13 protein-coding genes are annotated in these 13,617 nt (G+C 72.3%); 8 read left to right on the forward strand and 5 right to left on the reverse strand.

Features of this window, described 5'->3' with window-relative positions; translation table 11 throughout:
- Positions 1-16: 16 nt before the first annotated feature.
- Together CJ022_RS01890 and CJ022_RS01895 are read right to left on the reverse strand one after the other, a co-directional pair.
- Positions 17-1,162, reverse strand: coding sequence for a GGDEF domain-containing phosphodiesterase (locus CJ022_RS01890; protein WP_101925008.1), 1,146 nt, complete (start codon positions 1,160-1,162; stop codon positions 17-19).
- A 55-nt stretch (positions 1,163-1,217) separates the two neighbouring features.
- Entirely contained in the window at positions 1,218-2,477 is a 1,260-nt protein-coding gene (locus tag CJ022_RS01895; protein ID WP_101925009.1) for an HD-GYP domain-containing protein, read from the reverse strand.
- A 316-nt stretch (positions 2,478-2,793) separates the two neighbouring features.
- On the opposite strand from CJ022_RS01895, the gene CJ022_RS01900 reads away from it, so the two are divergent.
- The 4 genes from CJ022_RS01900 to CJ022_RS01915 all read left to right on the forward strand — a co-directional run bounded on the left by CJ022_RS01900 (position 2,794) and on the right by CJ022_RS01915 (position 7,324).
- A complete protein-coding gene (locus CJ022_RS01900; RefSeq protein ID WP_101925086.1) occupies positions 2,794-3,864 on the forward strand; it encodes an SDR family oxidoreductase in 1,071 nt (356 codons plus the stop codon).
- A 90-nt stretch (positions 3,865-3,954) separates the two neighbouring features.
- Positions 3,955-4,929: an aldo/keto reductase gene (locus tag CJ022_RS01905; RefSeq protein WP_101925010.1), complete on the forward strand. Its 975-nt coding sequence runs from the start codon at positions 3,955-3,957 to the stop codon at positions 4,927-4,929.
- 13 nt (positions 4,930-4,942) lie between these two features.
- Positions 4,943-6,259, forward strand: a complete 1,317-nt coding sequence (locus tag CJ022_RS01910; protein ID WP_101925011.1) for an NTP/NDP exchange transporter — start codon at positions 4,943-4,945, stop codon at positions 6,257-6,259.
- 123 nt (positions 6,260-6,382) lie between these two features.
- Positions 6,383-7,324 (forward strand): EamA family transporter, encoded by a 942-nt coding sequence (locus CJ022_RS01915; RefSeq protein WP_101925012.1) that lies wholly within the window; start codon positions 6,383-6,385, stop codon positions 7,322-7,324.
- A 4-nt stretch (positions 7,325-7,328) separates the two neighbouring features.
- On the opposite strand, the gene CJ022_RS01920 is transcribed toward CJ022_RS01915, so the two are convergent.
- On the reverse strand, positions 7,329-8,402 hold the full coding sequence (locus tag CJ022_RS01920) for a sensor domain-containing diguanylate cyclase (RefSeq protein ID WP_101925013.1): 1,074 nt from the start codon (positions 8,400-8,402) through the stop codon (positions 7,329-7,331).
- A 268-nt stretch (positions 8,403-8,670) separates the two neighbouring features.
- Here CJ022_RS01920 and CJ022_RS01925 point away from each other — a divergent pair, with 268 nt between their 5' ends.
- A complete protein-coding gene (locus CJ022_RS01925) occupies positions 8,671-8,901 on the forward strand; it encodes an RNA-binding S4 domain-containing protein (RefSeq protein WP_101925014.1) in 231 nt (76 codons plus the stop codon).
- A gap of 79 nt (positions 8,902-8,980) precedes the next feature.
- Here CJ022_RS01925 and CJ022_RS01930 read toward each other — a convergent pair whose 3' ends face one another.
- A complete protein-coding gene (locus CJ022_RS01930) occupies positions 8,981-9,493 on the reverse strand; it encodes a DUF4019 domain-containing protein (protein WP_101925015.1) in 513 nt (170 codons plus the stop codon).
- 159 nt (positions 9,494-9,652) lie between these two features.
- On the opposite strand from CJ022_RS01930, the gene CJ022_RS01935 reads away from it, so the two are divergent.
- Together CJ022_RS01935 and CJ022_RS01940 are read left to right on the forward strand one after the other, a co-directional pair.
- The gene (locus CJ022_RS01935; RefSeq protein ID WP_101925016.1) at positions 9,653-10,210 is read left to right on the forward strand and encodes a LemA family protein; all 558 of its coding nucleotides are present in this window, start codon (positions 9,653-9,655) and stop codon (positions 10,208-10,210) included.
- A complete protein-coding gene (locus tag CJ022_RS01940) occupies positions 10,207-11,934 on the forward strand; it encodes a DUF2207 domain-containing protein (protein WP_101925017.1) in 1,728 nt (575 codons plus the stop codon). The genes CJ022_RS01935 and CJ022_RS01940 overlap by 4 nt, the downstream gene beginning before the upstream one ends.
- A 26-nt stretch (positions 11,935-11,960) precedes the next feature.
- Here the strand turns inward: CJ022_RS01940 and soxR are convergent, their stop codons facing one another.
- Positions 11,961-12,419: a redox-sensitive transcriptional activator SoxR gene (gene soxR, locus CJ022_RS01945; protein ID WP_101925018.1), complete on the reverse strand. Its 459-nt coding sequence runs from the start codon at positions 12,417-12,419 to the stop codon at positions 11,961-11,963.
- 84 nt (positions 12,420-12,503) lie between these two features.
- Between soxR and CJ022_RS01950 the strand changes: the two genes are divergently transcribed.
- Positions 12,504-13,520, forward strand: coding sequence for a quinone oxidoreductase family protein (locus tag CJ022_RS01950; protein WP_199171407.1), 1,017 nt, complete (start codon positions 12,504-12,506; stop codon positions 13,518-13,520).
- The last annotated feature ends 97 nt before the right edge of the window (positions 13,521-13,617 follow it).

Genomic DNA, 13,617 nt, shown 5'->3' on the forward strand with positions numbered 1-13,617 from the left:
GCCGTCGGCCGGCCGATCAGATAGCCCTGGGCGAAATCGCAATCCGCCGCCTGCAGCAACGCCAGCGTCGCCTCGTCCTCGATGCCCTCGGCGACGTGCCGACCATGCGCCGCGCGCGGATGTCGTCGCCGATGTCGCGGATGAAGCTGCGGTCGATCTTCAGGCTGTCGACCGGCAGGCGCCGCAGATAGGCGAGCGAGGAGTAACCGGTGCCGAAATCGTCGATCGCGATCCGCACGCCCTCGTCCCGCAGGGCGCCGAGCAGATGGCTGCACCGGGTGACATCGCGCATCAGCGCGCTCTCGGTGATCTCGAGCTCCAGCGCATCGCCGGGCACGCGCCACAGCCGCAGCAGGTCGAGCACCTGGTCGACGAAGCCCGGCAGCTGCAGGGCTTCCACCGACAGATTGACCGCGATGCGCACGGCGCGCCCGTCCTGGCGCAACGCGGCCAGGGTGCGCAGCGCGACGTTGAGGTTCCAGCGGGTCAGCTCGCCGATCAGGCCGCCGCGCTCGGCCACGCCGATGAACACGTCGGGCGGCACCACGCCGAGCACCGGATGGGTCCAGCGCGACAGGGCTTCGTAGCTGCCGATCGCGCGGTCCGGCAGCGTCGCGATCGGCTGCAGGAACATCTGCAGCTGGTTGTCGGCGATCGCGATCCGCAATTCGTCGTGAAGGATGTCGAGCGGCAGCGCCGGCGCGACCCAGAACGCGTGCCGCTCGGGCGTGGCCAGCGCATCGAGGCTCGCCTGGTCGGCGCGCCGGCACAGCAGCGCCGCGTCCTCGCCATCGTGCGGGCACACGGCGATGCCGACCACGACCGCGGGCTGCACGCTGCGCCCGTCGATCGCCACCGGCTGCTGCAGCGTGCGCACGATCTTGGCCGCGCCCAGCGCCGCGTGCGCGCGGCCGTGGAGACCGGGCAGCAGCACCAGGAAATCGTATTCGCCGATGCGCAGCACCGTGTCGCCCGCACGCACCGAGGCGCGGATCGCCGCCTCCATCGCCTCGCCCAGCGCCGCGCCGGCGTCGTAGCCGAGTGCAAGTTCGACATCTCGCGCGCGCGGCGTGCGCACGACGAGGAACGCCGTCGGCGCGTCCTCGCGCGCGTCGGCCGCGATCGCCGCGGCGCGAGCCAGGACCTCGGTCCGGTTCAGCACGCGGCGTCCGCCGGTCCGGAGGTGCGGCGATCCGCGTTCGGGCGCGTCAGGAGACTCACAGGAACAGCGCGACCGGATCGAGGCCGTAGGCGCCGGGCGCCAGCTGCGCTGCGATCCGCACCGGATCGTCGCCGTTGGCGCGCAGCATCAGGTCGAGGCTCTGGAAATCCGACAGCGGCTGCTTGTCCGGCGCGGTCAGCAGCATCACCTTGGGCTGCAGCCGGCGCGCGAGGTTCTGCGCCATGACGATCGCCACCTCGCCGGTGTTGAGCTCGACCAGCGAGCCCACCGGATACGCCCCCATGCACTGCATGAACTGCTCGACGACTTCGGCCGCGTAATGCTGCCCGCGCGCCCGGTACAGCGCCTGCAGCGCGACGTGCGGCGCGACCGCCGCGCGGTGCGGGCGGTCGCTGGTCATCGCGTCGTAACCGTCGACGACCGCTGCGATGCGGCCGAGCAGCGGGATCCCATCGCCTTCGAGACCATGCGGATAGCCGCGACCGTCGACCTGTTCGTGGTGGGTGCGGATCATGTCGCGCACGTGCGCCGGCACCGCGCCGCGTTCGTCGACCAGCGCGAGCGCGTGCTCGACGTGGGTCTGCACGGCCTGGCGCTGCGCCGGCGACAGCGGTCCGGCGTGCGCGAACGCCGCCGCGTCGACGCGCAGCTTGCCGATGTCCAGCAGGAGCGCGCCGCTGGCCATGTCGACCAGCAGCGATTCGGGAAAGCCGACATGGCGTCCGAATGCGGCGGCGAGCGCGCTGCAGTTCAGCGCGTGGTGATAGGCGTAGGCGCCGCGCGCGCGCAGGCTTTCCAGCCACAGGAACGCGTCGACGTTGCGCACCATGCTGCGCACCATCGGTTCGACCGCGCCGCGCACGTCCTCGGGTGCGATCGCGCGGCCGCTGCGCACGTCGTCGAGGATGCGTCGCGCGAATGCGGACGCCTGTGCCTGCGCATCGCGCGCATGCGGCAGCTCGTCGTCGAACGGGACCGGATCGGGATAGCGCACCGCGCCCTGCAACGCCTCGATCTCGCCGGGCGCGTAGTCGCGACGCGCGGGGGGCGCGGGCGGCTTTACCGTCTCCGCGCGCTCCAGCGTCGACAGGGACAGCGGCGGCAGCGTCGTGCTCTGGGCGACATCGACGAACACGTGGCGGCAATGCGCGGTCAGCGTCGCGATGTCATCGTCGCTTTCCACCATCACGCCCTGCAACAGGAACGGCGTGCCTTCCCAGTCGCGGTCGAGCCGGGAGACATACATGCCCGCCTTCAGGTCCGCGACCGCGACCCGGCGTTCCTCCAGCTCCATATGCACCCCTGACCGGTCCCCGAGGCGCGGATTCTAGGGGGCATCGCGCCACGACAGTGCGAAACTTCGCAAGCCCGGTGCGGCATGCCGGCGGCGGCGTTTCCGCACCCCCGTCACCTGCCGCAGACGTCCTGAAAGCGACCGCCCGGGCCCGTTTCCGCCCCACTGCGGCAGGCCGGTTCCGGACGGCTCCGTTCAGCTGCGCGGCGCGCCGGCGCCGTGCACTGGGATGGACCGTCCGACGCAGCGTCACGCGATCCGCGCGATCATGCCGGTCCCCCGCACCACCAGGCCCGAGCGGCCGCAGGACCTCCCCATGCAGAAAGGCACCGCACTCATCGTCGGCAGCACCGGCATTTCCGGCCACAACCTCGCCAACGTGCTCGTCGCCAGCGGCTGGACCGTGTACGGCCTTGCCCGCACGCCGCTGCCGCAGACCGGCGTGCTGCCGGTCGCCGCCGACCTGCTCGATGCAGAGGCCAGCGCCGAGGCATTGCGCGGCCTGCCGATCACGCACGTGTTCTTCTGCACCTGGACCCGGCGCGACACCGAGCGCGAGAACGTCGACGCCAACGGCGCGATGATGCGCAACCTCTGCGCCGGGCTGGCCGGTGCGCCGCTGCAGCACATGGCGCTGGTCACCGGCACCAAGCACTACCTCGGCTCGTTCGAGCACTACGGCAGCGGCCGCGCCGAGACGCCGTTCCGCGAGGACACGCCGCGCCAGCCGGGCGAGAATTTCTACTACACGCTCGAGGATCTGCTCTTCGCCGCGGCCGCCGAGCACGGCTTCGGCTGGAGCGTGCACCGCTCGCACACGATGATCGGCCGCGCGCTGGGCAGCAACGCGATGAACATGGGCGTGACCCTGGCGGTCTACGCGAGCCTGTGCCGCGAGACAGGCCAGCCGTTCGTCTTCCCCGGCTCGCGCACCCAGTGGGACAGCCTGACCGACCTCACCGACGCCGGCCTGCTCGGCCGCCAGCTGGAATGGGCGGCGCTGTCGCCGGCCGTGCGCAACCAGGCCTTCAATACCGTCAACGGCGACGTGTTCCGCTGGCGCTGGATGTGGGGCGAGATCGCCGCGTTCTTCGGCCTGGAACCCGCGCCGTTTCCGGAGACGCCGATGCCGCTGGCACCGCGCCTGCAGGAGTCCGCCCCCGCGCAGTGGGCGGCGCTGGCCGAGCGCCACGGCCTGGTCGAGCGCGACGTCGATCGTCTCGCCTCGTGGTGGCACACCGATGCCGATCTCGGCCGCGAACTCGAGTGTCTCAACGACATGACCCGCAGCCGCGAACTCGGTTTCCTCGGCTACCACGACAGCCGGGCCTCGTTCCTGGAACTGTTCACCAGCCTGCGCGCGCAGCGGATCATCCCGGGCGCCTGACGCGTCGGCGCGCGACGGCCGGGCCGTGAGGACGGGTCCGGTCGACGCTCTATGATCGGATGACCGAATCCGCAGCCGGAGCAGACGACCATGACGTCACGACGCCGTTTCCTGACCACCGCCTCCCTCGCCACCGCCGGTTTCGCGCTGGCGCCGCTGGTCGCCTGCAGCCGCGAACCCGCGCCGCCGGCGACGGGCGCAGCGCCGGGTCCCGCGACGCCGGCCGCGTCGCCCGCGACGGGCGGGCTGATGACGCGGGCGATCCCCGCGAGTGGCGAGCAGATTCCGGTCATCGGCGCCGGCACCTCGGGCAGTTACGAAGTCGCGCTCGGCTCGCCGGACTTCGAAACGCTGAAGCAGACCATCCGCACCTTCTTCGACGGTGGCGGCGCGGTCTTCGACACCTCGCCCAACTACAGCAACGCCGACGAGGTGCTCGGCGCCCTGCTCGCCGACGGCGGCGATCGCGACCGTTGCTTCCTGGCGACCAAGATCGCGGCCGACGACCGTGCGGCGATGGAGGCGCAGTGGGCCGAGAGCCAGCGCCGCCTGCAGACCGAAAACGTCGAGCTGCTGCTGGTGCACAACCTGCGCGCGCTCGACATCGCCTGGCCCTATGCGCAGGAACTCAAGGCGCAGGGCCGGGCGAAGTACATCGGCATCACCCATTACCTCGAGAGCGGCCACGCCGCGACCACGCGCGCGTTGCAGCAACTGAAGCCCGACTTCGTGCAGATCAACTATTCGGTCAACGCACCGCAGGCGGCACGGACGGTGTTCCCGGCGGCGCAGGACGTGGGCGCGGCGGTGATGGTCAATCGCGCCTTCGACGACGGCAAGCTCTTCGCCGCCGTGCGCGACCGGCCGCTGCCGGGCTGGGCCGCCGAACTGGGCATCACGTCGTGGGCGCAGGCCTTCCTCAAGTTCGCGATCAGCCATCCGGCCGTCACCGTTGTCATTCCCGCGACCAGCCGTCCCGACCGCCAAGCGGACCAGCTGCGGGCCGGCAGCGGCGCCCTGATGAGCCAGGCGCAGCAGGACGAACTCGTCGCACTGTTCGCGTAAGCGGAGACCCGACATGCGCGACCGGATCGCCGACCTGTTCAACCTGCGCCGCGACGAGGTCGCGCCCGTGCTCATCGCCGGCCTGTTCTTCTTCTGCATCCTGACCGCGCTGATGATGCTGCGCCCCGCGCGCGATGCGCTGGGCATGGAACGCGGCATCGAGAGCGTGCGCTGGCTGTTCATCGGTACGGCGGTGGTGACGCTGCTGGTCAATCCGCTGTTCGGCTGGATGGTAAGCCGCCTGCGCCGGCTGCAGTTCATTTCGGCGACCTACGCGTTCTTCGCCGCCAGCCTCGTCGGCTTCTGGGCGCTGCTGGCGTTCGCGCCGGGCGCGATCGGCGCGCGCAGCGGCCAGGTGTTCTATGTCTGGTTCAGCGTCTTCAACCTGTTCGTGACGATGGTGTTCTGGGCGCTGCTGGCGGACCGGTTCTCCAGCGAACAGGCGAAGCGCTTCTTCGCGCTGATCGCGGTCGGCGGCACGCTCGGCGCGATCTTCGGGCCGTGGCTGGCGTCGCGCCTGGCCGAGCCGCTGGGCACGGCCAACCTGCTGCTGGTCGCGGCGGGCTTCCTGACCCTGGCGATCGGCACCGCGTGGCTGCTGGTGCGGATCCGGCCGGACACGCGCACGCATGACGACGCCGGCACGGCGCCGGCGGACGACGAGGCCCGGCGCATCGGCGGCAGCGCCTGGGCCGGCATCCGCGCGGTGTTCGCGTCGCGCTATCTGATGGGCATCGCCGGCTACGTCGTCATCATGACCATCGTCGCGACCTTCATCTATTTCACCCGCCTGCAGATGGTCGCCGGCGCGGAGACCGATCTCGATGCGCGCACCGGGCTGCTCGGCAGCATCGACATGTGGACCCAGATCGCGGTGCTCGCGCTGCAGCTGACGCTGACCGGCCACATCATCCGGCGCCTGGGCCTGGCGTTCGCGCTGGCGCTGCTGCCGATCGCGATGGCGGTCGGTTTCATCGCGCTGGCGGTCTACGGCTCGTTCCTCGTACTGATCCTGCTGGAGGCGGCCAACCGCGCGATTCAGCGCGGCCTGACGCGTCCGGCGCGCGAGACGCTGTTCACCGTCGTGCCGCGCGAGGACAAGTACAAGGCCAAGGCGTTCATCGATACCTTCGTCTACCGCGTCGGCGACGTCGTCGGCGCGCAGACCGAAGGCGCGCTGGGCCGCCTGGGCCTGGCACTGGGCGGCCTGGTCAGCGTGGTCGTGCCGCTGGCGCTGGTCTGGGCGGCGCTCGGCCTCTGGCTGGGCCGCGCGCAGCAACGCCTCGCCGAGTCGGACGTAACGGACCCCGTGCCACCGCCGCCGCGTTGATGCCGTTGCGGGAGGGCATTGCGTCCTCGCCCGCGCGCGCCGCTCGACGGGCGCGCCGACAGCGCCGGATGCGGCCGCCCGCGCGCTCGTGAATAATGCGCAGCCCCGCTCCGTGCCGCCGCCATGACTCCTGCCGTCAAAGCCCAATGGCAGATCCACGTCTGCGTGCTGCTGTGGGGCGTCACCGCGATCCTCGGCAAGCTGATCACCCTGCCCGCGCTGCCGCTGGTCTGGTGGCGGATGCTGCTGGTCACCGCGGCGCTGGCGCTGGTGCCGCGCGTCTGGCGCGGCCTGCGCGCACTGCCGTCGCGCCTGGTGTGGTCCTACGCCGGCATCGGCGCGCTGGTCGCGCTGCACTGGCTGACCTTCTACGGCGCGGTCAAGCTGGCCAATGCCTCGGTCGCGGCGACCTGCATCGCGCTGGCGACCGTGTTCGTCGCGCTGATCGAACCGCTGATCGCGCGCAGCCGGTTCTCGTGGCGGGAGCTCGCGCTGGGCGTCGCCGTGCTGCCGGGCGTGGCCCTGGTGGTCGGCGGCATCCCCGACGGCATGCGCGTGGGCGTGGCGGTCGGCGCGCTGTCGGCGTTCTTCGTCGCGTGCTTCGGCTCGCTCAACAAGCGCCTGGTCGAACGCGCCGATCCGCTGACCGTGACCGCGGTTGAGCTCGGCGCCGGCACGCTGACGCTGACCCTGCTCGCGCCGCTGATGCCGCTGCTGTTCCCCGCCTTCGCCGGCAGCCTGCTGACCCTGCCGAGCCTGCAGGACGCCGGCTACCTGCTGCTGCTCGCGTTCGCGTGCACGCTGCTGCCGTTCGCGCTGTCGCTGGTCGCACTGCGGCACATGAGCGCGTTCGCCGCGCAGCTGGCGGTGAACCTGGAGCCGGTCTACGCGATCGCGCTGGCGATCGTGCTGCTCGGCGAGCAGCACGAACTGTCGCCGCAGTTCTACGCCGGTGTCGCGATCATCCTCGCGGCGGTGGTGGCGTATCCGATGCTGCAGCGGCCGCGCCGCATCGTGCACGTCGAGAACATCGCCGCCGGCGAGTCCAAGCAGATCACCGACTGAGCCCTCAATGCGCCAGGCGCACGCGGTCGCGACCGTCGCGCTTGGCCTGGTAGAGCGCGGCATCCGCGCGCGCGAACAGGCCGGTGGCATCCTCGCCCGCACGCAAGGCGGCGACGCCGATGCTGACCGTCACGGGCAGGCCGGTCGGCGCCAGCGCCACCGCTTCGCGCAGGTGCTCGCAGTGCAGCGCGGCCGCGGCGTCGGTGAGGCCCGCGAGCAGCAACACGAACTCCTCGCCGCCATAGCGCGCGACCCGGCCGCGCGCCGCGCCGGCATCCTGCTTCAGCAGTGCGCCCAGCGCCTGCAGCACGCGATCGCCTTCGGCATGGCCATGCAGGTCGTTGATCGTCTTGAAGTGGTCGATGTCGACCACCGCGATCGCGAGCGGCGTGCCGTCCCGGGTCGCGGCGTCGATGGCCGCGTCCACCGCCTGCGCGAACGCGCGCCGGTTCGACAGTCCGGTCAGCGGATCGGTCATCGACTGCTCGGTCAGGTCCGCGTTCTGCGATTCGAGTTCCTGCTGGTAATGCAGCAACTGCTGCTCGTACCAGCCGCGCTCCTCGATCTGCAGGCGCAACTCGCCGCTGACGCGCTGCAGCTCCATCAACCGCGAGGCCTGCCGCGACAGCGCCTCCAGCGCGGCGCGCTGGTCCGGCGCCAGATCGCGCGGGCGGTCGTCGACGACGCAGAACGTGCCCATCGGCAGGCCGTTAGTCGCCAGCAGCGGCGCGCCGGCATAGAAGCGCACGTGCGGCGTACCGCTGACCATCGGATTGTCGCGGAAGCGCGGATCCTCGGTCGCGTCGCGGACCACCATCGTCTCCTGCGGCTGCAGGATGGCGTGGGCGCAGAACGCGGTGTCGCGCGCCCCTTCCCGGTCGTCGAGGCCGAGCTTGGCCTTGAACCACTGCCGCTCGTGGTCGATCAGCGTGACCACGGCGATCGGCACGTCGCAGATCGCGGCCGCGATCGCTACCAGGTCGTCGAACGCCGCTTCGGGTGGGGTGTCGAGGATCCGGTAGGCATCGAGCGTCGCCTGTCGCAGGACCTCGTTGTCGGGAACGCCGGGGCGGATCACGCGGCGTCGCCTGGGCACGGGAACGAGCGTGGAAATGCGGGCATGCAGTAGGTCTCCAGAATGCGTAGGACTTACCTTACCCGACGCTTCCGGGGCGTATCGGATCACCTCCTGAACCGGCGGACCGGCGCAGACCCGCGTGGGTGACGCGTTGCGTGGTGAACCGCGCTGCTGCCCGCACCAGGCGACCGGGCCGCACGCAGGGTCGCGGACGCTGACGACACCGGTGCGATAATCGCGCCCCTCGTCGTTTCCACGGTTGTCCGCCATGCCCGCACCGGTGCCTTTCCTGCTCGAAGCCGAGCACGTCGAACTCAACCAGCTGCTGAAGCTGGCCGGCCTGTGCGACAGCGGCGGCGCCGGCAAGGCGCTGGTCGCCAGCGGCGCGGTGCGGGTCGACGGCGCGGTGGAGCTGCGCAAGACCGCGAAGATCCGCGCGGGCCAGCGGGTCGCGTTCGACGGCCACGAGATCCACGTGGTCGCCGGCGACGCGGCCTGATCCACGGGTCGCGGCGGCACGGGCCGGACACGACGACGGCGCCTCGCGGCGCCGTCGTGCGTTGTTGCGCTGGCGGGGATCAGCGGACGCTGTAGCCCGACACGCGCCAGGTCCGGTCGGGATCGAAGCGGAACGACACCAGCTCGCGGATCGGCGCCTCCTGGTTCGCGAACTTCGTCGGCGACCCGACGTTGATGTAGATGCCCTCCGGCACTTCCTGGCCGGCGCCGAACTGCGAGCGGCTGACGACCGGCTGGCTGCGCTGGGTCGCCGCGCCGAGGCGGTTGCGGTCGATGTTGATCTGGCGGACGAATTCGTCACGCGTGACCGACGTCTTCATCGCGTCCGAGGCGCCGTCCCAGACTTCGCCCGCGCGGTTGCCGTCGATCATCTGCATCACCTGCAGCGCGGCCTCGCCCATTTCCTGGTCCTGGCGCGCGATCTGGGCGGTCTGCTCCGGCGTCAACGCCGCCTGCTGCGGCGCGGCGGCCTGCGGCGCGGCCGGCGCCGGCGCGGCGGGCGGTTGTTGTGCGGCCACGGCCCCGCAGGCGGCGACGAGCACGGCGGATACAGCCAGACGAAGGGTATTCATAATCGTGACGTTCCTCGCGGTACGGGTGTGATTGGGTCGAGTGTACCGCCCGCCGGAACCGCGGCAAGTCGTGTCACCGCAATCTGGGTATCCTCCGGAATCCACCGCGATCGAGTCGCCCGTGCCGTCTTTCCGCCCTGTCGCAGCCCCCGTTTCCCGATGACTGCCGGCCTCGTCGTCGCCGCGTGTCTGGGCGTGCTGCTGGTCTGGGGCGTGGTCGTCTTCAATCGCCTGGTGCGCCTTCGCAACCAGGTCCGCACCGCATGGGCGGACATCGACGTGCAGCTGATGCGGCGGCACGACCTGGTACCGCCGCTCGTCTCCGCGGTGCAGGCGTATGCCGGCCACGAGCGCGCGACGCTCGAGGGCGTCACCGACCTGCGCGCACGCGCCCTGATGACCCGCGAGCCGACCGCGCTGGGCGATCTGGAGACCGCGCTCGGGCAGGGCCTCGACCGCCTGCTCGCGCTGCGCGAGGCCTATCCGGACCTGCGCGCCAGCGCCAACTTCCTGCAGCTGCAGCGCGATCTGGTCGATGTCGAGGCGCAACTGCAGTACGCGCGGCGCTTCTACAACGGCGCGGTGCGCGACCTCAACGATGCGGTGCAGCGCGTGCCCGACCTGCTGGTCGCGCGCGTCGCCGGCATCCGCGCCGCCGGGTTCTTCCAGGCCGGCGAAGGCGCACGCGACGCGATCGCCATCGGCGCGCTCCCATGACGGCGCGCAGCGCGGCACCGGGCCTGCGTCATCGCCTGGGCGTGCGCTGCGGCGCGGCGCTGGTGCTGCTGCTCGCGTTCGGCATGGCGCCGGCATCGGAACGCATCCTGGCCCACGACATCGACATCCGGGTGCTCGACGACGGCCGCCTCGACGTCACCGAGCGGCTCCACGTCCGCGCCGAGGGCCGCCGGATCCGCCACGGCATCGTCCGCGACATTCCCACGCACGGCGTCGACCGCCACGGCGCGCGCATCACCGGCGGATTCGCCATGGGCGACGTGCAGCGCGACGGCCACGTCGAGCCCTGGCGGCTGGAGCGGCACGCGGGCGGCGTCCGCGTCCACATCGGCGATACCGGCTTCCTGCCGCTGCCGTCGGAACCGGTCTACACGCTGCGCTACCGCACCACGCGGCAGATCGGATTCGGGCTCGACGGCGACGCGCTGGACTGGACCGTGATCGGTCCGGACCACCCGTTGCCGGTCGATCGCGCCCGCGTGCGCGTGACCCTGCCGGCCGCCGTCCCCGTCGCCCGCCTGCAGGCCGATGGCGTCACCGGCAACGCGGGCCGCGATGTCCAGGTCGCGCTGTCTGCGAGCGGCAGCGCGACCTGGACGACGACGCGCGCGCTCGTGCCCGGCGAGGCGCTGGCGATCCGGCTGGCCTTCCCCCGCGGTCTCGTCGCCCCGCCCTCGCGTGCGCAGACCGCGCGCTGGTGGCTGCAGGATCACCTCGGGCCGCTGCTGGCCGGCGCCGGACTGCTGGTGCTGCTGGCCTACTGCGCGCTCCGCTGGCGCCGGCTCGGCCGCGATGTCGAGGCCGGTGCGCCCGAGGCGCGGCCGCAACCGCCGCCGGGGCTGTCGCCGGGCGGCCTGCGGTACATCCGGCGGCGCCGCTACGACATCCGCTGCGCCACCTCGGACCTGCTGGCCAGCGCCGTCGACGATCATGTGCACCTGCGCCGCGAACGCGACGGGCGGGACACCGGCTGGCGCGTCACCCGGACCCGCGCCGGCGCGCACACGCTGCCGACGATGGAACAGCGTGCGCTGCTGGCCTCGCTGTTGCCGGACGACCGGGACACGCTGACGCTGGATCCGTCCGACGCCGCCCGCGTGCGCCAGGCGCTGCAGGCCCACCACACCGCGCTGCGGCGCCGCTTCCAGCCGGCGATGTTCCGCCCCAACGGCGCCAGCATCCTGATCGCGCTGGCCATCGCCCTGGTCAGCGGCAGCGCCGCCATCGCGGTCGCCGCCGGCAGCGCTATGCTGCTGGCGACACTCGGCCTCGTCACGCTGATGTTGCCGGTGCTGCTGGTGTTCGCCGCGCTGGTCAAGACGCCGACCGACGCGGGACGCGCGATGCTCGGCGAGATCGAGGGCCTGCGCCGTCATCTGGTCGCGAGCGGCCGCGTGACGCGCGACGCCGCGCCGGCGCTCGACGCCGCGCGCTACGCGTTCCTGTTGCCGTATGCGGTGGCGCTGGAGGTCGAGGACGCGTGGACCCGGCAGTTCCGCGCCGCGGTGGGCGATGCCGAAGCGACCCGCGCCGTCGACGCCCTGCCCTGGTACACCGGGATCGCCGTGACCGACCTGGGCCGCTTCAGCCGCTCGATGGGCAGCAGCCTGGCAGCGCGCCTCGCGGCGGCGTCGACCCCGCCGGGTCGCCGCGGCCCACCGCAACCGGATCCGTCGGCCGCAGGCGACGTCACGGATCGCTGAGGCGCCTCGCGCGGCGCCCCGTCGGATCACTCGACGCAAGGTGCCAGATAGCGCGCGCCAGGACCGTCGCGTCCGGCGGCGTCGTCCGGGTTGCGCAGCGGGCACGCGGCCAGCGACAGGCAGCCACAACCGATGCAGCCGTCGAGCTGGTCGCGCAGCGTCGTCAGCTGGGCGATGCGCGCGTCGAGCTCGCCGCGCCAGCGTCGCGACAGCCGTGTCCAGTCGGCCTGGGTCGGCGTGCGCGCATCGGGCAGCGTGTCCAGCGCGTCGCGGATCGACGCCAGCGGGATGCCGGCACGCTGCGCGACCTTGATCACCGCGACCCGGCGCAGCACGTCGCGGCCGTAGCGGCGCTGGTTGCCGGCGTTGCGCCAGCCGTGGATCAGGCCCTCGCGCTCGTAGAAATGCAGCGCCGACACGGCGACGCCGCTGCGGGCGGCGAGGTCGCCGACCGACAGCGGATGGAGCGACGGGGACGTGGCCATGCAGGCGCCTCTTGACCTCAACAATTGTTGAGGTTCTACCCTGACTGCCGTCGCCGCACAAGCGCGCGCCCTGCCGGAGCGTCCATGTCCACCGCACTGCCTGCCGTCCGCCCCTTCCGCCTGCCCGCCGACACCGCCCCCGAGACGATGCAGGCGATGGGCTTCAGTCGCTTCGGTGGCCCCGACGTGCTGGGGCCGATCGAACTGCCGGTGCCGCGCGCCGGTCCGGGCCAGGTGCTGATCCGCGTGCTCGCTGCCGGCGTCGGCCACTGGGACGTGCTCGAGCGCGAAGGCGTGTTCGCCGCGCGCAGTGGCCAGCCGCTGTTGATTCCGCACGTGCCCGGCTCCGAAGGCGCCGGCACCGTGGTCGAGGTCGGCGAGGGCGTGACCGCGTTCCGCGAAGGCGACCGGGTCTGTGGCCTGGTGCCGCTGCGCGCGCCGAAGGCCGGCTTCCACGCGCAGTTCGTCGTCCTCGAGGCGGATCACGTCTGGCAGATCCCGGCGCGCCTGACCCTGCCGCAGGCCGCGGCGATGCCGGTCGACGCCGCGCTGGCGATGCGCGGCGTCACCGACGTGCTGGGCATCGGCTCGGACCGGTCGCTGCTGGTGTTCGGCGCAAGCGGCGGCATCGGCCACATCGCGCTGCAGTTCGCACGCCAGCGCGGCGCGCGCGTGCTCGCCGTGGCCTCCGGCGCCGACGGCCAGGCGTTGTGCGAGCAGCTGGGCGCGGACATGGCGATCGACGGGCGCCGGCACAATCTCGCCGCGGCGCTGCGCATCTTCGCCCCGGACGGACTCGATGCCGCGTTGCTGACGGCAAGCGAGCCGGCGCTGGCCCGCACCATCGTCGGGGCCCTGAAGCGCGACGGCCGCATCGCCTGGCCGCAGGGCGTCGCGCCGCCGCCGACGCGCGACGGCATCGTCGCGAACGCGATCGGCACCCGGCACGATGCGGCGCTGATGCGCGCGGTCTGTCGCGCGATCCACGTCGGGCCGTTCCATCTGCGGGTGTCGCACCGGTTTCCGCTGGCGCGCCTGGCCGATGCCCAGCAGGCGCTGGCCGCGCACCACCTGGGACGCATCGTCGTCGACGTGCCCTGACACGGCGCGACAAGCACCGCGGCGATCCCGGACAATGGGGCACCGCCGCGCCCGCCGCGCACCTCATTCCTCGAGCACGCTCCGGCTGCCGCCACGC

It is taken from the genome of Luteimonas rhizosphaerae (assembly GCF_002849595.1).
In the GTDB taxonomy this organism is placed as follows: Bacteria; Pseudomonadota; Gammaproteobacteria; order Xanthomonadales; family Xanthomonadaceae; genus Luteimonas; species Luteimonas cellulosilyticus.